The sequence below is a fragment of the Lysobacter sp. BMK333-48F3 genome (genome assembly GCF_019733395.1).
In the GTDB taxonomy this organism is placed as follows: domain Bacteria; phylum Pseudomonadota; class Gammaproteobacteria; order Xanthomonadales; family Xanthomonadaceae; genus Lysobacter.
On the sequence record NZ_JAIHOO010000001.1, the window covers coordinates 942,864 to 964,577 of the forward strand.

Annotated in this window: 13 protein-coding genes; 5 read left to right on the forward strand and 8 right to left on the reverse strand. The window is 70.1% G+C overall.

Going from position 1 to position 21,714, the window contains the following annotated elements; genetic code table 11:
* Positions 1 to 169: 169 nt before the first annotated feature.
* The 4 genes from K4L06_RS03905 to K4L06_RS03920 form a co-directional block, all read right to left on the reverse strand.
* Complete coding sequence (locus tag K4L06_RS03905; protein WP_221670144.1) at positions 170 to 556, reverse strand: hypothetical protein; 387 nt, start codon at positions 554 to 556, stop codon at positions 170 to 172.
* On the reverse strand, positions 553 to 6,504 hold the full coding sequence (locus K4L06_RS03910) for an autotransporter outer membrane beta-barrel domain-containing protein (protein ID WP_221670145.1): 5,952 nt from the start codon (positions 6,502 to 6,504) through the stop codon (positions 553 to 555). Before K4L06_RS03910 ends, K4L06_RS03905 begins: the two co-directional genes overlap by 4 nt.
* Positions 6,505 to 6,989: 485 nt before the next feature.
* A complete protein-coding gene (locus K4L06_RS03915; RefSeq protein WP_221670146.1) occupies positions 6,990 to 7,415 on the reverse strand; it encodes an organic hydroperoxide resistance protein in 426 nt (141 codons plus the stop codon).
* A 154-nt stretch (positions 7,416 to 7,569) separates the two neighbouring features.
* Positions 7,570 to 8,037 carry a MarR family transcriptional regulator gene (locus K4L06_RS03920; protein ID WP_221670147.1) on the reverse strand — a complete coding sequence of 156 codons (468 nt, stop codon included), beginning with the start codon at positions 8,035 to 8,037 and terminating at the stop codon, positions 7,570 to 7,572.
* 290 nt (positions 8,038 to 8,327) lie between these two features.
* Here K4L06_RS03920 and K4L06_RS03925 point away from each other — a divergent pair, with 290 nt between their 5' ends.
* Positions 8,328 to 9,422 (forward strand): serine hydrolase domain-containing protein, encoded by a 1,095-nt coding sequence (locus tag K4L06_RS03925; RefSeq protein ID WP_221670148.1) that lies wholly within the window; start codon positions 8,328 to 8,330, stop codon positions 9,420 to 9,422.
* Between the two features lie 291 nt (positions 9,423 to 9,713).
* Here the strand turns inward: K4L06_RS03925 and K4L06_RS03930 are convergent, their stop codons facing one another.
* The 4 genes from K4L06_RS03930 to K4L06_RS03945 all read right to left on the reverse strand — a co-directional run bounded on the left by K4L06_RS03930 (position 9,714) and on the right by K4L06_RS03945 (position 16,453).
* Positions 9,714 to 10,421 carry a M15 family metallopeptidase gene (locus tag K4L06_RS03930; protein ID WP_343225724.1) on the reverse strand — a complete coding sequence of 236 codons (708 nt, stop codon included), beginning with the start codon at positions 10,419 to 10,421 and terminating at the stop codon, positions 9,714 to 9,716.
* 16 nt (positions 10,422 to 10,437) lie between these two features.
* Positions 10,438 to 12,018: a serine hydrolase gene (locus tag K4L06_RS03935; RefSeq protein ID WP_221670150.1), complete on the reverse strand. Its 1,581-nt coding sequence runs from the start codon at positions 12,016 to 12,018 to the stop codon at positions 10,438 to 10,440.
* A gap of 63 nt (positions 12,019 to 12,081) precedes the next feature.
* Positions 12,082 to 15,048, reverse strand: coding sequence for a TonB-dependent receptor (locus K4L06_RS03940; protein ID WP_221670151.1), 2,967 nt, complete (start codon positions 15,046 to 15,048; stop codon positions 12,082 to 12,084).
* A 43-nt stretch (positions 15,049 to 15,091) separates the two neighbouring features.
* Positions 15,092 to 16,453 carry a transglutaminase domain-containing protein gene (locus K4L06_RS03945; RefSeq protein WP_255595502.1) on the reverse strand — a complete coding sequence of 454 codons (1,362 nt, stop codon included), beginning with the start codon at positions 16,451 to 16,453 and terminating at the stop codon, positions 15,092 to 15,094.
* A gap of 425 nt (positions 16,454 to 16,878) precedes the next feature.
* Between K4L06_RS03945 and K4L06_RS03950 the strand changes: the two genes are divergently transcribed.
* The 4 genes from K4L06_RS03950 (at position 16,879) to K4L06_RS03965 (ending at position 21,439) form a co-directional block, all read left to right on the forward strand.
* Complete coding sequence (locus K4L06_RS03950; protein ID WP_221670153.1) at positions 16,879 to 18,312, forward strand: SH3 domain-containing protein; 1,434 nt, start codon at positions 16,879 to 16,881, stop codon at positions 18,310 to 18,312.
* A 156-nt stretch (positions 18,313 to 18,468) separates the two neighbouring features.
* Positions 18,469 to 19,566 carry a dipeptide epimerase gene (locus K4L06_RS03955; protein WP_221670154.1) on the forward strand — a complete coding sequence of 366 codons (1,098 nt, stop codon included), beginning with the start codon at positions 18,469 to 18,471 and terminating at the stop codon, positions 19,564 to 19,566.
* 76 nt (positions 19,567 to 19,642) lie between these two features.
* Positions 19,643 to 20,491, forward strand: a complete 849-nt coding sequence (locus tag K4L06_RS03960) for a MurR/RpiR family transcriptional regulator (RefSeq protein ID WP_221670155.1) — start codon at positions 19,643 to 19,645, stop codon at positions 20,489 to 20,491.
* A gap of 213 nt (positions 20,492 to 20,704) precedes the next feature.
* A complete protein-coding gene (locus tag K4L06_RS03965; RefSeq protein WP_255595503.1) occupies positions 20,705 to 21,439 on the forward strand; it encodes a hypothetical protein in 735 nt (244 codons plus the stop codon).
* Positions 21,440 to 21,714: the final 275 nt, after the last annotated feature.

Here is a 21,714-nt window from a genome sequence, read left to right on the forward strand (position 1 = left end):
GCGCATCCGGCCGCGAGCCGCGTATGCCGGACACGCCGTTACGGCACGCGCACCCGCAACGCGAACCCGTCCAATCCCCAATCCCACCAAAAGGCGACTACCGATTCCGGTCCAGCGCACCGGAATCGGTAGCGCCACCCTGTCTGCGGCGGGTGCAATCGACCCGGGGTCATTGGCTCCGGGCCGAAGCCTCGTCGCACCAGACCGCAGACAGGGGCACCGCGCCCGACGGAGGGGCGGACGACGGTGTGCGTGCGGCGAGCCGCGCCGGCGCGCGGCGCGGCTTCGCCTTGTTCGAGGTGCCGCGGCTGGCGACACGCTGGGTCTTGCCGATAGGCCGTGCGCCGCGCGGCTCGGCCTCGGCGGCCGGGCGCGTCGGGCAGGCACCGCCGGCCGGCTTGCTGGCCGACAGCGCATAGGCGGACGCGGGCGCGGCGGCGGGCGCCGTAGCGGTAGAAGTCGCAGCCGCGACCGCATTCGCCGCCGTCGCGGCGGCGATCGCGCCGCGCGCGCTGGCGCTGGCGCCGGGCGAGGCTTGCAATCCGAGCGCCATCATCGCCTTGGCACTCGTCCCGGCGCCGCAGCCGGACTCGGCGCCACGCTCGCCGTCGCGACCGGCGCCGGCCGCGCCATCGCCGTCGCCGGCGCGCCGCCCCAGCCCAGGCGCAGGCCGAGGTTGAGCGAATGGGCGCGATCGTCGCTGCCGATGTCGCCGCGGTACTCGACGAAACCGCTGCCGTACCGGCTTATCCGATAGTTCAGTCCGAGGCCGACGTTCCAGCGGTTGCGCTCGGCGACGAAGCCGCGCACGCCGAAATCGGGCACGTTGGCGCCGACGAAGGCGTTGCGCGCGAACGGCGCGTCGTCCTGCAGGTCGTGCAGGTAGCGCAGGTCCGCAGTCGGCTGCCAGCGCCGGCCCTGCCCCGGGGCCATCGACAGGCGCACGCCGATGCCGGCGGTGGTGGCGTCGTAGCTGGCCGCGGCGACCGCCAGGTCGGCATCGCCGGCGCCGCGCTCGCGCAGCCGGATCGATTCGAACTTGTGGTAGTACACGCCGAGCAAGGGTTCGACCCGGACGCTGCCGCCGTCCCAGCGCCAGCCCGCTTCGAGCACGGCATAGGCGCCGTCGCCGCTGAAGTGCGCATCGCTGCGCGCATTGAAGGTGCCGACCGCGATCTCGCGCTCGGCGTCGTAACTGGCGTAGCTGTAGCCGAGCGCGCCCTGGGTCCAGAATCCGCCCGGCGCGTACAGCCAGTGGATGCCGACATTGAACTGATCGCCGTCGATGCGGTCGTCGCGGCGCTCGGTTTCCAGCCTGGAATGCGCCAGGCCGATGTGACCGCCGAAGCGGAACGCTTCGCCCGGCGAACCTTCCAGGCCGAACAGCACGCCGGCCAGGCGGTTGTCGATGCCGGCCAGGCCGTCGCCGTCGAACTCGGCGCGGCCGCCGTAGCCGGTCGCCCACAGCGTGCCGAGGCTGCGTTCGTCTTCGACGCCGAGATCGCGCACCAGATCCAACTGCCGCGTCACCCCGCGCTGCAGTTGCTCGGCGTTGTACCGCTGCGCGCTGGCCAGCGAGGCGTAGGTCTCGCCGCTGAGGGTGTCGAAGGCGCGCGGCGCCTGCGCCGCGCTGAGGCCGCGCGCGGCGGCGATCAGGGTCGGCAGCTGGCCGCTGTTGGCGTCGGCGATCGCCTGCAGCGCGTCGGCCACCGCCTGCTGGTTGTCGCTCAGGCCGGGGAATTGGTTGAAGCGGATGCCGGTGCCGCCGGCGTCGTGCTCGCTCAGGCGCAGGAACACGTCGTTGCCGATCACGATCAGGCTGGCGTCGAGGAAGGGCAAGGCGTTCTGGACCACGCCGGCGAAGGCGCCGTTGATCGCGCCGGCATCGACGATGCGGTAGTCGGTGACCGGCGCGTAGCTGCCGGCGAGCGGAATCGCCACCACCTGGCCGCCGCTGAGGTTGGCGGTGCCGGCGACGATCACGCTGTCGGTGGCGCCGGCGCCGTTCTGCCGCACCTGCAGCACGCCGCCCGCGGCCATGCTCAGGCTGGCGACGTTGAGCGACGCGCCGACCGAGGCGCTGCCGCCCGCCGCTCCGGTCGCCCCGGCCAAGCCGGAAGGCGCCAGCGTGCCGCCGAGCGTCAGCGCGCCGGTCAGCGCGCCATCCCCAACGAGTGCGCCGCCTGCGAGTACGGCGGCGTTGCCGGTCAAGCTGCCGTCGAGCACCAGGTTGCCGGCGATGGAACTGTCGACGAAGTTGGCGGTGCTGGCCGCAGCCAGCACCAGGGTGCCGCCGCTGGCGACGTCGAGCTGTTCGAAACCGCTCAACGAGGCCGCGGGCAGCGTGCCCTGGCCGCCGCCGCCGACGGCGAAGGTGTCGCTGCCGGCGCCCGCGGCGATGCTGCCGGTCAGGCCGGACAACAAGGCCAGGCTGCTGTAGTAGCGGTCGTCGCCGCCGCCCAGGTCGACCGCGCCGGCGACCGCGCCGGTGGCGCTGAGCCGGTCGTTGCCGGCGCTGAAGCTGGCGCTGGTGCCGGCCGCGGAGGTGAAGCCGGCGACGATCGGATTGGCGACGGCGAGCGCGCCGCCCTGTAGCGACAAGCCGCCGCCGAAGCCGACCAGACTGCCGGACAGGGTCAGCATGGCCGGGCCCGACTTGATCAGGGTACCGCTGCCGCTGATCGTGCCGCTGAGGTTGAGCGGGTTGCTGCCGGTCACGTCGAGCGCGGTGCCGGCGGCGACGTCGACCGCATTGGCCACGTTCAGGCCGGCGATCGCGGCGCTGAGGCTGGCGTTGCCGCTCACCGCCAAGGTGCCGGTGCCGAGCGCGGTATTGCTGCCGATCGCCAGAGTACCGGCGCTGAGGTTCACCCCGCCGCCGAAGTTGTTGGCGCCGCTCAGGGTCAGGGTGCCGCTGCCCGAGTACGCCAGGCTGCCGGCGCCGCCGATGGTGCCGCTCAGCCCCAGATCGTTGCTGCCGGCGATCGCCAGTTCGGCGCCGGAGGCCAGGCTGATCGCATTGCCCAGGGTCACCCCCGCGGCGCTGGCGCTGAGGCCGGCGTCGCCGCCGACCGCGAGCGCGCCGGTGCCGAGCGCGAGCGAATCGCCGACCGCCAGCGCGCCCGAGTTCAGGGCCACGCCGCCGCCGAAGTTGTTCGCCGCGCTGAGGCTCAACGTGCCGGTGCCGTTCATCGCCAGCTCGCCGGCGCCGCCGATCGTGCCGTCCAGGGCGAGGTCGTTGCTGCCGACCACGGCGAGCGTGGTGCCGGCGCCGAGATTGACCGCGTTGGCCAGTTCGATGCCGGCACCGGTCGCGCTCAACTGCGCGCTGCCGCCGACATTGAGGCTGCCGCTGCCGAGGGCCAGATCGTCGCCGACCGCGAGCGTGCCGCCGCCGAGCGCGACGCCGCCGCCGAACGCATTGGCGCCGCTCAGGGTCAGGGTCGACGGTCCGTTGAAACTCAACCCGCCGCTGCCGCCGATCGCGCCGCTCAGGGTCAGATCATTGCTACCGGCGATGCTCAGGCCGGCGTTGAGCACGATCGCATTGCCGACGCTCAACGGCGCCGACGCGGCCAGGGTCGAGGCGCCGCTGACGGTCAGCGTGCCGCTGCCGAGCGAGCTCGACTGCGCCAGCGCCAAGGTGCCGGCCTGCAGGTCGACGCCGCCGGCGAACAGGTTGGCGCCGCCCAGCGACAAGGTGCCGCTGCCGCTCTTGATCAGGCCGCTATCGCCGGCGACGGTGCCGTTCAAGCTCAGGTCGGCGCTGCCGCCCAGGTTCAGTGCGGCGCCGCTGGCGAGGTTGACCGCATTGGTCAGGGTCAATGCGGCGCCGGTGCTGGCGAGCCCGGCGTTGCCGGCGACGTTGAGCGCGCCGGTGCCGAGCGAGCTGTCGGTGCCGAGCAGCAGGTTGCCGCCGGACAAAGTCAGGCCGCCGCCGAAATTGTTCGCCCCGCCCAGGGTCAGGCTAGCGCTGCCGGCGTAGGCCAGCGCGCCGGCGCCGCCGATCGGGCCGTTGAGCGCCAACGCGTTGGCGCCGCCGATGGTCAGCGTGGTGCCGCTAGCGAGATCGACCGTGTTGCCCAGCGCTACGCCGGGCACGCCGGCGCTGAGCCCGGCGTTGCCGAGCACGCTCAGCGTGCCGCTGCCGAGGGCGAGGCTGTTGCCCACCGACAGGTTGCCGCTGGCCAGGTCGACGCCGCCGCCGAAGGTGTTGGGACCGTTGAGCGCGAGCGTGCCGGTGCCGTTGTAGCTCAGCCCGGCGCCGCCGGAGACCAGGCCGCCGAGAGCGATGTCGTTGCTGCCGCCGACCGCGAGATCGGCATTGAGCACCACCGCGTTGCCGAGGTTGACCCCGGCGCTGGCGCTGAGGCTGGACGCGCCGTTGACGGTCAGCGCGCCGAGGCCGAGCGAGGTGTTGGTGCCGACGTTGAGCCCGCCGCCGAGCAGGTTGACCCCGCCGGCGAAGCCATTGGCGCCGCCCAGGCTCAGCGTTGCCGCGCCGCTCTTGGTCAGGCCGCCGAGTCCGCCGAGGGTGCCGTTGAGGCTGAGGTTGTTGCTGCCGAGCACGCTCAGCCCGGCGTTGAGGTTGAAGTTGTTGGTCAGGCTGACCGCGGCATTCGCATCGAGGCTGCCGGCGCCGCTGACCGTGACCGCGCCGCTGCCGAGCGCGGTGTTGCTGCCGACCACCAGGGCGCCGCCGCCGAGATTGAAACCGCCGGAGAAATTGTTGTTGCCGTTGAGGGTCACGCCGGGCGCGCCGGCCAGACTGAGGCCGCCGGCGCCGTTGATGCTGCCGTTGAGGGTCAACGCGCCGCCGCCACCGCCGGCGCCGAGGTTGAGGGTGTTGTTGAGCACGATGTTGTTGGTCAGCGTCACCCCCGCCGCACCGGTCAGGCTGCCGGCGCCGTTGACGGTCAGGCTGCCGATGCCGAGCGCGCTGTTGTTGCCGACATCGATCGAACCGGCTTGCAGCACGGTGCCGCCGCTGTAGTTGTTGCTGCCGGTCAGGGCCAGGTTGCCGCTGGCGAGGGTCAGGCTGCCGGCGCCGTTGATATTGCCGCCCAGGGTCAGGCTGCCGGCGCCGTTGAGGGTCAGCGCACCGTTGAGCTGGACCTGATTGGTCAAGGTACCGGTGAAGGCGGTATTGAGCGCCGCCGGACCGCCGACCAGGAACAGGCCGGTGCCGAGCGAGCTGGCGTTGCCCAAGGTCAGGCCGCCGCCGTTGAGCGCCAGGCCGCCGCTGAAGTTGTTGCTGCCGGCCAGGGTCAGGGTGCCGGCGCCGTTCTTGATCAGGCCGCCGCTGCCGCCGACCGTACCGCCCAGGGTCAGGCTGTTGGCGCCCTGCACGATCAGGCCGCCGGTCAGGTTGACGTTCTGGGCCAGGGTCAGCCCGCCGACCGAGGCCTGGATCGCGCCGCCGTTGGCGGTCAGGGTGCCGGCGCCGAACGACAAGGCATCGTCGAAGATCGCGGTGCCGCCGTTGAGCGTCGCGCTGCCGCTGACCAGCGCGCCCTGCAGGGTCCAGGTGCCGCTGTTGACGGTCAGGTTTTCGAAATTGAGGTACTGCAGCGCCGACACCGTGCCGCTGCCGCCGCTGCCCGAGCCGGGCCCGGCGACGGTGTTCTGCAGCACCAGCGTGTCCAGGCCGCCGATGCCGGCGTCGACCGTGCCGCCGGCGGCGTAAGTCAGGAAGCTCACCGGCACCGAAGGCGTCGGAATGGTCACGCCCGGCAGCGGCACCAGTCCGCCGTTGATGCTGGACCCGGTCACCGCGACGAAGGTGTCGTTGCTCAGCGTGGTGCCGAGCGAGACGCTGCCGTTGATGGTGCCGGCATTGACGAAGGTGTTGCCGCCGCTGGTCGGGCTGGAGAACGCGACCCGGCCGGTGATGGTGCCGGTGTTGGTGAAGTTGACGTTGCCGCCGCCGTAGATGCCGACCGCGATCGAGTTGATCGGGTCGAACAGGCCCAGCGCGGTCATGCCGATGGAGCCGGAATTGGTGATCGTGGTGGCGCCGGTGTTGGCGATCACCATCGCCGCCCCGGCCAGGCCGAAGGTGCCGTCGAAGGTGCCTTCGATGCTGCCCTGGTTGTTGACGACGACGTTGCCGCTGCCGGGCACGACCAGGTTGCCGACCGACAGCGCCCGCGCCAGCACCAGCGAGCCGGCGGCGTTGGCGTCGATCGCGCCGAGGTTGTTGAGGGTCAGGCCGTTGCCGCCGAAGGTCATGGCCGTGCCGCCCGGCAGCGTGCTCATGATCGCGCCGGCCTGGACGGTGACGTTGAGGTTGTTGGCGTTGCTGAGGAAGCTGTTCGGGTTCGGCGGCAGCAGGATCGGCACGCCGGTGCAACTGACCACGTCGTTGTCGACCGGCGCCGCCGGCGTGCACGCGGCGTGGGCCTGGCCGGACCATAGTTGCAGCGCTAGCAGGAGCGGAATCGCCTGGGTGATGCCGAGGCTGAGCGGGTGCAGGCGAAAGCGGGCTGGTGCGCGTGCGGGCATATCCGTTCCTCCATTTTACGGACGGACACGGACGGGACGGCCGAAGGACGAGGACCTTCGTGGGGGAGACGCCGCGCCCGTGTCAGCAAATCGCCGGGTCGCGCCCGGCCGGGACTGACAACGACCGAATCGAATACTAAAGCGAATCGACTGCGTATCGACGACGGGGATTGCGCTGGTTGTTGCGTGCCGCCAGGTCGCTGGACCCGAATGCGGTTGGATCGCGATCGGAGAAGGGAGGCACCTCGCGCGGACGGCTGGGCGTCGCCGCAGTGTATTCGCCGTGCGCGCGGACGAACTCACCGACGCTCACCGGGCCTGCACGCGGATTTCACGCCGATGCCGCGGTTCGCCGTGCACGGGATCCGTGGTGGCTTCTTCGTCGGCGCATGGAGGGCGAAACGAAAGACCCGGACGCTCGCGCGTCCGGGTCTTCGCTGTCGCTGCAGAGTCGTTCGGATCGGCTCGGGCCGAGCCGGCGCCGATCAGACCAGGGTCAGGGTCACGTCGATGTTGCCGCGGGTCGCGTTCGAGTACGGGCAGACCACGTGGGCCTTTTCGATCAGCGCCTGCGCCTGTTCGCGCGGCAGGCCCGGCAGCGAGATCTTCAGCTCGGCCTGGATGCCGAAACCGGTCGGCAGCGGGCCGATGCCGACGCTGCCGTCGATCGCGGCGTCGGCCGGGAAGGCGATCTTCTCGCGGCCGGCGACGAACTTCATCGCGCCCATGAAGCAGGCCGAGTAGCCGGCGGCGAACAACTGCTCGGGATTGGTGCCGGCGCCGCCGGCGCCGCCGAGCTCGCGCGGGGTGCTCAGCTGCACTTCCAGTGCGTTGTCGGAGGAGACGGCGCGGCCGTCGCGGCCGCCGGTGACGTGAGCGTGGGCGGTGTAGAGAACGGTGTCGAGGGACATGGCGGAATTCCTTGGATCGGGATGAGTGGGAGGGAGCGGTGGTGCCGACGGTGAATCTATGCTTCGCTATCTAATAGCGCGCTATTTTTTAGCTGGAACTACTGTTTTTTGCAGATTCGGAGAGCAGGAACGGGTAAGGGAACGCGGTAGCGGGTCAGGCATGGCGCAGAAGGCTGCCGCGCAGGCTTTCCAGTTGCGCCTTGAGCACGGTCAGCTGCTCCAGGCTGCAGTCTTCGACCGCACAGGACACGCCGTTGGGCACGCCCTGCGCCTTGGTCTTGAGCGCGCGGCCCTGCTTGGTCAGCTCGATCACCACCTGGCGCTCGTCGCTGGCGGAGCGGGTGCGGGTCAGCAGGCCGGCGGTCTCCAGGCGCTTGAGCAACGGAGTCAGGGTGGCCGAATCCAGGAACAGGCGCTCGCCGATCTCCGAGACGGTCACGCCGTCGCGCTCCCACAGCACCATCATCGCCAGGTACTGCGGATAGGTCAGGCCGAGCTTGCCGAGCAGCCCGCGGTAGACCTTGTTCAGCGCCAGCCCGGTCGAGTACAGGGCGAAGCAGAGCTGATCGTCGAGCAGCAGGCTCGAACGCGGCGGCTTGGCGGTGGCGGGTGAGGTCTTCATGGGCTCGCAATTTACATAGCGCGCTATTCAATAGCAAGCGCCTGATGCGAACCGGAGCGGGCCGCAGCGTTCCACGATCGGGGCGAATCCGTCTGCGCGCCCTGGCGGTCGGGCGGAACAGGGACGACGAAATAGGGACGGAAAGGGGTTAAGTCTTCGGCTTAACCCCCTCCGTCCCCATGCAGGTACCCATGCAGGTACTGCGACGCGTCTCGCGCATCGCGCGCCTGCGCCGGCGGACCGCGGCGGCGCCACTTCCCGCGCGACGCATCGCGCTGCACTATCGGCCGATGCGCACGCTCATCCTATCGATCGCGGCCGCTACGCTCGCCGCCTGCTCCACGCCGTCCTCCCGCAATGCAGCCGCCCCCTCTTCCGGCCGCGACGCGGCGGTCGCGGCGCTGATGCACGACTACGCCGGCCGGTTGCCCGGCGCCAGCGTGCTGGTGCTGCATGAGGGCCGTCCCTTGTTGCGGCGCGGCTACGGCCTGGCCGATCTCGAGACCGGCGCTGCGGCGACGCCGGACACCCACTACCGCCTGGCCTCGATCAGCAAGCAGTTCACCGCCGCCGCGGTGCTGTTGCTGATCCAGGACGGCAAGCTGGGCCTGGACGATCCGGTCAAGCGCTGGCTGCCGAGCCTGCCGCCGGCCTGCGATGCGATCACGATCCGCCAGGTACTGAGCCACACCTCGGGCCTGATCGATTACGAAGACGTCATGCCGCCCGGTCGCTACGACGACGGCGAACGGCAGATGCGCGATGCCGACGTGTTGCAGGTGCTGGAGAGTCAGGACCGGACCTACTTCGCTCCCGGCCAGGGCTACCGCTACAGCAACAGCGGCTATGCCCTGCTCGCCCTGATCGTCGAAAAGGCTTCCGGCCAGGGTTACGCCGTATTTCTGCGCGACCGCATCTTTCTGCCGCTGGGCATGCGCGAGGCGGTCGCCTACGAGCGCGGCGTGTCGGAAGTGGCGCAGCGCGCCTACGGCTACAGCCTCGAACAAGGGCGGTGGCGCCGCACCGACCAGAGCCCGACCAGCGCCGTTCTCGGCGACGGCGGCATCTATGCCTCGATCGACGACCTGGCCAAGTGGGACGCGGCGCTGTACGACGACCGCCTGCTCAGCGCGGCCTCGCGCCAGTTGGCGTTCGCGCCGCACACGCCGACCGACCAGGCCGAGGTCGAGTACGGCTACGGCTGGCGCATCACCGGCGAGACCCTGTGGCATTCCGGCGAATCGATCGGCTTCCGCAACGTATTCGTGCGCTGGCCGCAGCGCCGGCTCAGCGTCGCGGTGCTGAGCAACCGCAACGATCCCGAACCCTACCGGCTGGCGCTGAAGATCGCCGAGTTGTACCTGCCCGGCGCGCCGATCCATTAGCGTTCGATCACCAGGCAACCGGGCTTCGTAAGCATGCGTGGCATCGCACCACTTCGGCTGTCGCGGCTCACGCCGCTCCTACACAAAGCCGCCTCCCCTTGTAGGAGCGGCGTAAGCCGCGACAGCCGCAGCGAGGTACGCGAGCAAAGCCGGCCGAAGCCTGATCCGCGAGCGATCGGCAACCAAACAACCGGAAAGCCGGGCTTCGGGAACGTACGTGGTATCGCACCGCTTCGGTTGTCGCGGCTTACGCCGCTCCTACAAAGAGCCGCCGCTCCTACAGCCGGTCCGTTACCGCACCGGAAAATCGTACGCGGTCTGCGGGGTCGGTTCGGGGCGGTAGGTGTAGTGCCACCATTCCAGCGGGTAGTTCTCGAAGCCTTCGGCGGCCATGGCCTGGCGCAGGCGCTCCCGATTGGCGCGTTGCTCGGGGCTCGCCTCCGGCGACTCGGTATTCGCCGCCGGATCGAAGAAGTCGAAGCCGGTGCCCATGTCCAGGGGCGCGTAACGCCCGTCGCGCGGCGCGAGCAGGGTCAGGTCCACGGTCGCGCCGCGGCTGTGGCCGGAGGTCGGCGAGATGTAGGCGCCCAGCAGCGCGCTCTTGTCCAGGTGCGGGTAGTACTCGGATTTTCCGCTCTGGTCGTCGGGATCGCCGGCCCAGGCGACGAAATCGCGCACCGCCCGCACCGGCCGGTAGCAGTCGTAGACGCGCAGGCGCAGCCCTTGCGCGCGCAAGCCGCGCTCGACCCGCGCCAGGGCCTGCGCGGCGCGTTCGTGCAGATAGCAGGCCGGCGCCTCGTAGCCGGCGACCGGACGGCCGACGAAGTTGTCGCTGCCGGCGTAGCGGATGTCCAGCGACAGGTCGGGCGCCAGGCGACGGATCTCGACCATGCCGGCCTCGGCCGCGCGCTTCGCCGGCGACACCGTCGGCGCCACGGCCGCATCTGCCGTCCGCTGCGCCTGCGGCGAACGCACCGCGGCGACGCAGCCGATCAGCACCAGCAGGGCGCAGGCCTCAACCGCAATCGCCGATACGCGCGAACGCCAGGTCCTCGTAGTCGTAGCTGAAGTCCGCATCCGGGTCGACCTTGCTCATGCCGAGGGTGATGCCGCCGTCGGGCGCGCGGGCGAAATCCAGCCAGGCTTCGGCGTCGACCTCGTCCGCGTCCCAGTCGACCAGCCAACGCCCGCCGACCTGCTGGATCTTACCGCTGAGCAGCGGCGACTTGCCTGCGACGAACCGCACCGTATCGCCCTGCGCGCAGACCGAGGCCTCGCCGAACCAGGGGTCGCGGTAGCGGCCCAGCCAGGGCGCCAGGCCGGCGCGGCGCGCAAGCCGGCGCGCCGAGGTGTCCGGCCCGCGCCGCTTGGCCGGCGCCGCGGCATCGCGCGCGATCGCCTGCGCGTACCACGACCAGTCGCGCGGCTGCGGCGGCGCCGCGTAGCGCTCGCTCAATACTTGGTCGAATACGCTGCGCGCATCGCCGGCATCGCCGTTGATCAGCACCACGAAGCCGCTGCGCCGCTCCGGCAGCATCGTCGTCAACGAATACATGCCCATCAGGGTGCCGGTGTGGGAGACCTTGAACTGTCCGTGCACGTCGCTGAGCCGCCAGCCGTAGCCATAGGCGGAGAACCGGGTCTGCGACCAGTCGCGCTGCCGCGCGGACACCGGCATCGGCATCTGCGCCGCCCACACCGCCTGGCGCTGATCGGCCGACAGCCAGCGCCGGCCGTCGGCGCCGCGACGGTCCGGATCCAGCCAGGCCTGCAGCCATAGCGCCATGTCGTCGAGGCTGCAGCGCACCCCGCCGGCCGGGTCCATGGTGCTGGCCGGAATGCCGGCGCCGTCGCGGCGCACCACGACGTAGTCCCGGCCGCGCCGCGCATGCGGCTGGGCCAACTCGTCCCCGGCGCCCGGCGTCCACGCGCCGACCCGGCATCCGCGCATGCCCAGCGGCGCGAACACCTCGCGCTGCAGCACGGTTTCGTAGGGCGCGCCGGCGGCGGCCGCGGCGACCTCGCCGGCGACGATGTAGAGCAGGTTGTCGTAAGCGTAGCGCGAGCGAAAACTATGCTGCGGGCGCAGATAGCGCAGGCCGTGCAGGATGTCGGCGCGAGTGTAGGCGTTGGGCTCGGGCCACAGCATCAAGTCGCCGGCGCCGGCGCGCAGGCCGCTGTTGTGTACCAGCAGGTCGCGCACCTGGAACTCGCGGGTGACCCAGTCCTCGCTCATCCGGAACTGCGGCAGATAACGCGTCACCGGGTCGTCCCAGCGCAGCTTGCCGGCATCGACCAGCCGCGCCAGCGCGGCGGCGGTCATGGCCTTGGTGTTGGAGGCGATCTTGAACAAGCTGCGCGGGCCGACCGCGCCGTCCTCGCCGAGCGCGCGCACGCCGGCGGTGCGCCGGTACGTCACCCGTCCGTCTTCGACCACCGCCACGGCCACGCCGGGCAAGGCGTAGTGCGCGCGGATCCCGTCGACGATGCGGTCCAGCTCGGCCTGCGGCGCGGCCGGCGTGGCGCTGGCCGCCAGCGGGGCCGCGAGCAGGGAAACAAAAAGCAGGACCGCCCGCGGGAGTCGTAGTCGTCGCATCGGGCAGTCCTGAACGAAAAGAAAGGGCGGCCCGTTCCTGGGCCGCCAAGGGGGTCCGCGGGATCAGAAGTCCAGGGACACCGTCAATTGCGCGTAACGCGGCGATTGGTAGCCGGTGCCGAAACGGTAGAAGTCGTTGCGCACGCCGATGCCGCTTTCGAATTCGTCGTCGACCTCCAGCACCCGCTGCTGGTTGAACAGGTTGTAGACGGCGAACTTGACCCGCAGGTCGGCGGCGGCGAAGGAGCGTTGGTAGGTCACGCTGGCGCCGACGTCGAAGGTCCAGGGCAGGTCGCCGCCGGAACCGCGCCGGCGCAGCTGGTAGACGCGCTGGTCGAAGTCGGCCTGGCAGTTGGACACGCAGACGTAGAAGCTGTGGTAGCTGGTGCCGTCGAACGGGTTGCCCTTGCCGAAGGCGTTGATCGGCCGGCCCGACTGGGCGTTGAGGGTGGCGCCGAGCGACCAGTGGTCGTTGATGGCGTAGGCGCCGCGCAGCTTGATCTGGTGCCGGCGGTCGTTGGGCAGCGGGCCGTCGCCGTTCAAGTTTACGAACGGATCGTCGAAGGACTCGGTGCGGCCGGTGTTGTCGAAACCGAAGTCGGAGTTCGACGGGCCTTCGGCGTTGCCCTCGCTCTTGGACCAGGTGTAGGAGGCGTTGAACGCCCACTTGTCGTCCCAGGCGCGGTCGAGCATGAACTCCAGCGCGCGGTAGGTGCGCTTGGGCTTGACCCAGCCGCGGTCGCCGACGTAGTTGCCGTCGGCGTCGTACAGCGCCCAGCCGGCGCGCGAGGTGTCGATGTTGACGTAGCCGTCGTTGACGCCGTCGCAGTTGGTGTCGGTGTAGACCGTCGCGGTCTTGCCCGGGTTGCCCATGATGTAGCCGATGCTGCCGGGCTCGCCGCCGCAGAGGATCCCGTTCGAGGTCAGGTTCATGTCGTCGATGGCGTTGTGCAGGCGGCGGTAGATGCCGCGCACGCCCCACGACCAGGTCTCGTCGAGCATCGACTGGAAGCCCAGGATCAGCTCGTCCTGGTAGACCGGATCGATGTCGGCGTCGACCTCGCTGCGCAGGTCGCCGACCGTGCCGTCGCCCTGGCTGTTGTCGACCGGGCCGATCTGCGCGCCGAGGATCGGCCGCTGGTAGGTGGCGCCGTTGTACTGGAACGACTCCAGGCCGTTGAACACATAGAAGGTGCGCTCGTCGAGGAAAGCGCCGGCCTGCTTGACGTTGATCTGGTTGACGATCGGCAGGAAGTAGCGGCCGACGTTGCCGAACAGCTTGGAACGGCCGTCGCCGCGGAAGTCCCAGGAGAAGCCCAGCCGCGGCGCCAGCATGTCGTCGATCTTGATGTAGGTGTTGCCTTCGCCGTTCTTGTTGTCGAAGGCCTCCATGCGCAGGCCGGCGTTGAGCATCAGGTTCGGCGTGACCTGCCAGTTGTCCTCGATGTAGTAGGCGCTGTTGATCGACTCGAAGCTGCCGCTGACCTCCTGCTGGCGCGCGCGCACGTAGGCGTTGACCCCGGCCGGGACGATGCCGCCGTTCTCCAGCCGGGTGCCCGGCAGGGTCGGGTAGATCTGGTAGTAGCGCCGGGTCGGGCCCGGGTAGAAGCTTTCGTTGTCGGAGGTATTGACCTCGCGGTCCAGGCCGAAGCGCAGCAGGTGGTCGCCGAGCTGCCATTCGAAGTCCAGCCGCGCCGCCTCGCGCCGGTCCTCGCCCTTCTCGATCTGAGCCGAGGACACGCAGCCGATCTGCGGCAGGCCGGCGCGGCGGCGGTCCTGGACCGCGTCGCACTGCACGTCGTTGACGCTGGTCTGGATGCGGTCGCGCTTGTTCTCGCCGTACAGCGCCTTGACCGACAGGCTTTCGGTCAGATAGCCGGTGTAGGTCAGCGCCCAGTTGACCCCGCCGCCCTCGCTGAACTGGGTATTGGTGCGCGCGCCGCGCTGGCCGGCGGCGAAGTCGTAGCGGTAGTTGTCGGTGGTGGTCTCGTTCTTGTCGGAGAAGGCCAGGAACTCCAGCAGGTGGCTGTCGTTGATCTGCCAGTCCAGCTTGGTGCCCCAGAAACCCTTGTCCGACTTGCCCTTGAAGAAGGTGCTGCCGGCGTCGTTGGTGCTCTCCGGCTGGTAGTCGCGGAACTCGTACATCGCGTAGAAGAACAGTTTGTCCTTCACGATCGGGCCGGACGCGTACAGGTTGAGGTTGGTGCGGTCGTACTGGTCGCGGCTGGCGACCCGATAGGGGTTGCCGTCGGCGTCGAAGTGGTTCTTGCCTTCCGACTGCAGCGAGGACGGCTCCCACACCAGTTCGGTGCCGAACTTGAATTCGTTGGTGCCCGACTGGGTGACCGCGTTGATCACGCCGCCGGTGGTGCGGCCGAACTCGACCGAGTAGCCGCCGGTCTTGACCTGGAACTCCTTGAAGAAACCGAACGGCACCGAGGAGAAGCCGACCCGCTTGTAGAAGTCGGTGACGTTGAGGCCGTTGATGTAGACCGCGTTCTCCGACACCGAGGAGCCGCCGAAGGAGGCGCCGCCGTACTGGCCCTGGATCACGCCCGGCGCCAGCAAGGCCACCGACTGCGCGTCGCGGCCGACCGGAACGCGTTCGAGTTCGGCCTTGGTGACGTTGGTCGCCGATTCGGTCGAGCGCACGTCGACCGGCGAGATCACCCGCGAGCCGATCACCTGCACCGCGCCGAGGTTGGTCGCGTCGCCGAGGTTGATGTTGGCCTCGTTGCCGAGGCTGACCACCACCTCGACCGCCTCGCCGACCGGCGCGCCGTCCTTGCTGGCCTGCAGCTTGTAGGTGCCGATCGGCAGGAACGGAAAGCGGTAGTGGCCGTCCGCATCGGCGCGCACGGTGCGGGTGAAGCCGGTCTCGGGATTGTTCACCGTGACTTCGGCGCCGGCGTCCACCCGGCCGGCGAGCGAGCCGTCGGTATTGGCCGCCAGCGCCGGCAACGCCATCGAAGCAAGGCAGATCCCCATCGCCATGCTCAAACCGGTTCTGACCAAGGTCTTGCCTTTCATCACCGCACTTCCTCCCCTTCATAGGTTGACGCGGGCCGCGGGCTTACTTCGTTGCGGGCAGCACCTGCGCTTGGTAGTCGTAGTCCCATTGGTCGAAGTAGAGATTTCCCCCTTCCCACTCGACCTCGCCCCGTTGCGAATCCACGGTTTCGGAGCGTTCGTGCGTCTTGGCCGGAACGAATTCGCGGCCGTAATCGTCGTTGTAGGCCACCCGGTACGCGTCCAGGCCGCCGAAGTAGAAGTCGGCCAGTTGCGGATCGGCGCTGTCGAAGCGGCCGGTGGTCACGTCCACCGGCACCCAGCCGTACGGCGCCAGGTACATCCAGGCCCAGTCGTGCATGTTGGTGTAGCCGTCGTCGCCGTACACCCAGCCCGACTGCCAGCGCGCGGGAATGCCGTTGAGGCGCAGCAGGGCCATCAACAGCAGGGTCTGCTGGCCGCAGTCGGCGTGGCCGGCGTGCAGGGCGTAGTCGGAGATGTTGGAGATCGTCGAGTACTCGCGCGCGCCGGCCCAGGGAATGCGGTCGACCGCGGCGTAGAGTTTCTTGGCGATGTAGTAGGGCCGGGTCTCGTCGCCGACCGCCTCGCGCGAGAACTTGCGCAGCGCCTGGGTGTGGGCTTCGTGCGGCAGGCGCTCGCCCAGGTACGGCCGGGTCGTCGCGTCGACCGGCGCGGCGACCACCTTGTCGGGATCGATCGCCCGGTACTGGCCGTAGACGGTGAGCTCGTAGCTGACTTCGAACCGGGTCGGCTGGCCGGCGCGCGCGGTCTGCTCCAGGTAGACCGTGCGCTGCAGCGCCGACTCCGGGGCGATGCGGTGCTGCGCCGGCGCGCTGGCGAGGAAGCGGATGGCCTCCTGCTGGTGGGCGATCGCGCGCGGGTACGGCAGCCAGGCGCGCAGGCGCTGCCCGGCCGGCACCGCATCGGCGGCGACGCTCAGCGACTGGGTGATGCGCACCCGCCGCGGCGCGCCGTAGCCGCGCGCCAGCGCGGCGTCGCGGACTTCGGCGTGATGCGGACCGAGCCGCTCCATCGGGCCCTGGCTCAAGGGCTTGGCGTCGGGCCGGCGCCGCGCCAGGGCCTCGCCGCTGAGCCGGAACAGGTTAGACGGCGCGCGCTGGAAATAACGCTTGTCGCCGTCGATGACCTGGTACTCGAGCAGGCCGGCGGCGTCCCAGGCGGCGAACTCTTCGCCGCGCAGGTCGGGAATCTGGTTGCGGACCTTGGCCTCGGCCTGTTCGCGGTCGAGACTGAAGTCCAGGCGGATCCGGCGCATGCGCTCGCGTTCGAAGGCGATCGCCCGGCGCAGCTTGGGGCTGAGCCCGGGCAGGCTGAGCGAGCGTTCGATGCGCGCGCCGGCGTCGCGGAAGTCGCCGCCGTCGATCAGGGCGCGGATCGCGGCCAAGGTCTGCTCGGCCTGTTGCGAGGCCGAGGCGGCGGCATCGGCGCCGGCCTCGCTCTGCGCCGCCCAGGCCGGCACGATCAGGTCCAGCACCAGCGCCGCCGGCAGGGCGAACGTCAGGCCGAGCCCGAGCGCGGCGGCGCGGCGGCGCGCGGACAAAGCGATGGCCCTCGCGCGGGGAGCGATAAACAGCAGGTCAGTCACGGGATCCATACCTGGTGTCACCCACGCGGGGGCCATCGGTTCATGGCTGTGTAACATGGGCGGTGGGCGTGGTCAATAAATTATTCCCTATCAATTCACGTCTCGAAGTATGTATTCTCAGATCGGCCCGGTGCGCACGGTTGGCGTTCCGGGTCGGTGCCGGACGACCGGCATCGGGCCGAGCAGGCGTCCGGACCGATCCGGCGCACCCGGAGCATGCAGCGATGCGTAGCGCTTTCCGCCAGCCACCCGCCGGCCGCCCGCCAGGCGCCCGTCGCAACGCCGCGTTGTGGAGCGGCACCCTCGCCGTCGCCCTGACGCTGGGCCTGGCCGCACAGGCGCGGCCGCCGGCGACCGGGGTGATCGGCATCGAGGAGGGGCAATTGAACGCCGACTACTGGATCGGCCAACAGGCCACGCCGGATACCGCGATCCTCGACCGCGCCGCGATCGCCGCGCAGAACCGGCGCCTGCGCGAACTCGACCCCTCGGTGCACGACATCGAACGCCTGCCGGCGCAGTTGCCGCGCGAGCAGGTGCGGTCCTGGATCCAGGCCCTGTCGCAACCGCGCGAGGAAACCCTGTACGACGAACGCGGCGAGGCGGTGCCGGCGGCGACCCTGCAGGCGCTGGCCGACGCGCTGGCGCTGGAGGCGATCCCGGCCCGGCAGCCGCGCCGCTACGGCATGGTCGTGCGCCGCGCCGACCTGCGCACCTTCCCGACCCGGCTGCGGGTGTTCACCAGCCGCGGCGACACCGACATCGACCGGTTCCAGGAAAGCGCGCTGTTCCCCGGCACGCCGGTGGCGATCGCGCACGAAAGCGCCGACGGCCGCTACTGGTTCGTGGTCAGCGAGCTGTACGCGGCTTGGGTCGAGAAAGACCGCATCGCCGAAGGCGAGGCCAAGGAGATCTTCGCCTATGTGCGCAAGGCGCCGTACCGCATCGTCACCGGCGCCACCGCCCGCACCGTGCACGCGCCCGAACAGCCCGGCGTGTCCGACGTGCAACTGGAGATGGGCGTGCGCGTGCCGTGGCTGGCCGACTGGCCGGCGCAGCGCGAGGTCAACGGCCAACACCATTACGCTTCATATGTGATCGAGCTTCCGTATCGCGATCAGGAAGGGCGGCTGAAGTTCTCCCCCGCCCTGCTGCCGCGCACCGCCGACACCGCCGCCGACTACCTGCCGCTGACCCAGTCGCACCTGGTCCGGCAGGGCTTCAAGTTCTTCGGCGAACGCTACGGCTGGGGCCATTCCTACAACACCCGCGACTGCAGCGGCTTCGTCTCCGAGATCTACCGCAGCTTCGGCGTGCAGCTGCCGCGCAACACCCGCGACCAGGCGGTCAGCCCGGCGCTGAACCGCATCGACCTGGCGCAGGACCTCAGCCACGACGACCGCCTGGCGCTGCTCAAGACCTTGCAGGTAGGCGACCTGATCTACATCCCCGGCCACGTGATGATGGTGGTCGGCCACCAGGACGGCTGGCCCTACGTGATCCACGACACCACCGGCATCACCTTCCGCGACCGCACCGGCGAGCTGGCCCGGGTGCGCCTCAACGGCGTCTCGGTGACGCCGCTGGTGCCGCTGCTGTTCGACCGCCAACACCCCACCGTGGACCGCATCACCAGCATCCAGCGGATCCGCCCATGAGCCTGCGCCCGCGCTCAGGACGAGCCGCCCCGCACGCCCGCCGCGCCGCCCGCCGGCCCGGCTTCACGCCTTCGTGCGCGCCCGGATAGTGAACTTTCCGCCGCCCGCGCGCCTCTCCTCTTTCCGACCGACGAACCAGTCCAGACCATCGACCACATGAAGATCACCGACATCCGATTCGGCATGCTGCGGGTACCGCTGAAGACGCCGTTCAAGACCGCATTGCGCACCGTCGACACGGTCGAGGACATCGTCGTGACCGTCCATACCGATACCGGCCACATCGGCTACGGCGAGGCGCCGGCCACCGCGGTGATCACCGGCGACACCCACGGCTCGATCGTCGAGGCGATCCGCAAGTTCATCTCGCCGCGCCTGATCGGCCAGGAGATCGCCAACCTCAACCGCATCACCGGCCTGATCCAGGGCGCGATCGAGAAGAATTCCAGCGCCAAGGCCGCGGTCGAGATCGCGGTCTACGACCTGTTCGGCCAGCTCTACGGCGCGCCGCTGTACAAGATGCTCGGCGGCGGCGACCCGGTGATCACCACCGACATCACCATCAGCGTCGATTACATCGAGAAAATGGTCGCCGACTCGATCGCCGCTTGCGACCGCGGCTTCGAGTCGCTGAAGATCAAGGTCGGCAAGGACATCGGCGTCGACATCGAGCGGGTCAAGGCGATCTACGCCGCGGTCGAGGGCCGCGCCCTGCTGCGCCTGGACGCCAACCAGGGCTGGACCGCCAAGCAGGCGGTGTACGCGCTGCAGACCCTGGAGGATGCGGGCGTGCGTCTCGAACTGGTCGAGCAACCGGTCAAGGCCCAGGACCTGGACGGGATGAAGTACGTGACCGACCGGGTGCATACCCCGATCATGGCCGACGAGAGCGTGTTCGGCCCGGCCGAGGTCATCGACCTGATCCGGATGCGCGCGGCAGACATCATCAACATCAAGCTGATGAAGACCGGCGGCCTGTCCAAGGCGATCCAGATCGCCGACATCGCGGCCATGTACGGCGTCGACTGCATGATCGGCTGCATGATCGAGACCAGCATCAGCGTCGCCGCCGCGGTCCACCTGGCGGTGGCCAAGGCCAATGTGATCACCAAGGTCGACCTGGACGGTCCCTCGCTGTGCGCATTCAATCCTGTCGACGGCGGGGTTATCTTCAACGAGTCGGAGATCACCGTCACCGACGCGCCCGGGCTAGGCATCCGCGAGATCCGCGGGTTGGAGCCGCTGCCGGCCTGACCCCGCGGGGCTGGCCGCCGGCCCCCGCTTCGCCCGTACCGCCGAACAGGACCGCTGCACAGGACCGGACCCGCCGATGTCGCCCTTGCTCAAGATCCGCTCCGAACGCGACCAGATGTCGGCGATCGAACGCCGGATCGCCGATTACCTGCTGGAGAACGCGCACCTGCTGCGCGACTACTCCTCGCAGCAGCTGGCCAACGCGCTCGGCATCAGCCAGTCCAGCGTGGTCAAGTTCAGCCAGAAGCTCGGCTTCAAGGGCTATCCGGACCTGAAGTACTCGATCGGCGAGGCGGTCGCGCGCGGCGACGCCCAGGACGAGGGCGCGGTCGCCGAGGCCATCGACTGCGACCCGCACGTGGCCCTGGCCGAACGGCTGTGGCACGCCAAGGCCCGCGCCGAGGAAGAGACCCGGCTGATCAATCCGCCCGAGCGCATCGAGGCGATCGCCGAGGCGGTGCAGAACGCGCGCCGGGTGTTCATCATCGGCCTGGGCGAGGACGGCATCCCGGCGCGCGCGCTGGCGCTGAAGCTGGCGATGATCGGCATCCTCGGCGTGCACCACTTCGACCCGGTGCTGATGACCGCCAGCACCGCCAGCGCCAACGCCCAGGACGTGCTGCTGGTGTTCTCCGAATACGGCAAGCAGACCGCGCTGTGCCACCTGGCGCGCGCCTTCGCCGCGACCGGCGGCAAGGTGATCTCGGCGACCCGGCACACCCCCAACCCGCTGCGCGCCCATGCCGACCACGCCCTGCTGGTGTCGGCCCACGACGAGCGCGCGCACATCGAGCCCTTGCTGTACCAGTCGGCGCTGCAGCAGTTGCTCGACCTGATCTTCATCCTGCTGTGCGAGCACGGCCAGGGCCGGCTCAGCCAGCTCGACAGCAGCGCCGAGCGGATCCAGGACATGCTCGATACCTGAGGCACCGACCGCCCCGGAAACGTGGTCCCGCCCGGCTCGAGTACGCTCGATCAGGCATGCCCGATCGAGTACGTCCGATCCGATGCCCCCGCTCCGAACCGCCCGACGCCCAGCGACGACTGCCCCGATGTTTCGCGAGGATCCGCCATGCCCAAGCTGCCGTTCCTTTCCCGCCCCTGGCGGCGCGCGCTCGTCCTCGCCGCGGCGGCGCTGATGACCGTCGCCTGCGCCACTCGCGGCGACCGCGCCGGCCCCGGCCCGGAGCAGGCGCAGCAATTGGTCCTGGTGGTCACCGCCGACTGGGACGCCAGCGGCGGCCGGCTGCAGCGCTACGCACGCGACGGCGCCGGCTGGCGCGCGGTCGGCGAGGCCGCCGCGGTCACCGTCGGCCGCGCCGGTTCGGCCTGGGGCCGCGGCCTGCACCAGGTGCCGGCCGGCGATGCCGGCCCGGTCAAGCGCGAAGGCGACGGCCGCGCCCCGGCCGGCCTGTTCCGCATCGGCACCGCCTTCGGCTACGCCGAGCACGCCGCCACCGCCCTGCCCTACAGCGCGATGACCGTGTCCGACTACTGCATCGACGTCGCCGATTCGCCGCTGTACAACCGCATCGTCGATGCGCGCGAGGTCGGCGCCGCCGCGGTCGCCGGCTCGACCGAACCGATGCGCCGCGACCTGCACGCCGACGGCGACCAGCGCTACCGCCAGGGCTTCGTGATCGAACACAACGCCGACGGCGCGCGCGGCGCCGGCAGTTGCATCTTCGCCCACCTGTGGAAGGCGCCGGGCGAAGCCACCGCCGGCTGCACCGCGATGGACCCCGGCCAGATGAGCGAACTGCTGTCCTGGCTGCGGCCCGAAGCGCACCCGGTGTTCGTCCTGCTGCCGCAGGCCCAATACGACGCGCTGTGGCGCAGCTGGGGCCTGCCGGCGCCGGACGATACGCGCTGAGCCCGCTTGCGGGGTAGCAGCGCCGCGAGTCGCGACCCCGGGATACGCAGGCGGGCCGACGCCTGAGGCGGCGATCGAAGCTGCGACCGGTGTTCGGCTGGGAATGTGGGCGAAAGCCAAAAGGCAAAAGCCAAAAGCCAATCCCCCCTGCCCCCCTTTTTCAAAGGGGGGAACAGCAACGGCACGGCAACAACAAAAGCAGCGTGCTCGCCGAATGCGCCGAATGCGCCGACTGCCTTCTCGCCTTTGAAACAGGAACGCGCCGACTACTCCCG

Excerpts from the sequence above, each read along its gene's own strand:
- K4L06_RS03905 (WP_221670144.1), bottom strand. The coding sequence starts at position 556 with ATGATGGCGCTCGGATTGCAAGCCTCGCCCGGCGCCAGCGCCAGCGCG.
- K4L06_RS03910 (WP_221670145.1), bottom strand. The coding sequence starts at position 6,504 with ATGCCCGCACGCGCACCAGCCCGCTTTCGCCTGCACCCGCTCAGCCTC.
- K4L06_RS03915 (WP_221670146.1), bottom strand. The coding sequence starts at position 7,415 with ATGTCCCTCGACACCGTTCTCTACACCGCCCACGCTCACGTCACCGGC.
- K4L06_RS03920 (WP_221670147.1), bottom strand. The coding sequence starts at position 8,037 with ATGAAGACCTCACCCGCCACCGCCAAGCCGCCGCGTTCGAGCCTGCTG.
- K4L06_RS03925 (WP_221670148.1), top strand. The coding sequence starts at position 8,328 with ATGCGCACGCTCATCCTATCGATCGCGGCCGCTACGCTCGCCGCCTGC.
- K4L06_RS03935 (WP_221670150.1), bottom strand. The coding sequence starts at position 12,018 with ATGCGACGACTACGACTCCCGCGGGCGGTCCTGCTTTTTGTTTCCCTG.
- K4L06_RS03940 (WP_221670151.1), bottom strand. The coding sequence starts at position 15,048 with ATGAAAGGCAAGACCTTGGTCAGAACCGGTTTGAGCATGGCGATGGGG.
- K4L06_RS03950 (WP_221670153.1), top strand. The coding sequence starts at position 16,879 with ATGCGTAGCGCTTTCCGCCAGCCACCCGCCGGCCGCCCGCCAGGCGCC.
- K4L06_RS03955 (WP_221670154.1), top strand. The coding sequence starts at position 18,469 with ATGAAGATCACCGACATCCGATTCGGCATGCTGCGGGTACCGCTGAAG.
- K4L06_RS03960 (WP_221670155.1), top strand. The coding sequence starts at position 19,643 with ATGTCGCCCTTGCTCAAGATCCGCTCCGAACGCGACCAGATGTCGGCG.
- K4L06_RS03965 (WP_255595503.1), top strand. The coding sequence starts at position 20,705 with ATGACCGTCGCCTGCGCCACTCGCGGCGACCGCGCCGGCCCCGGCCCG.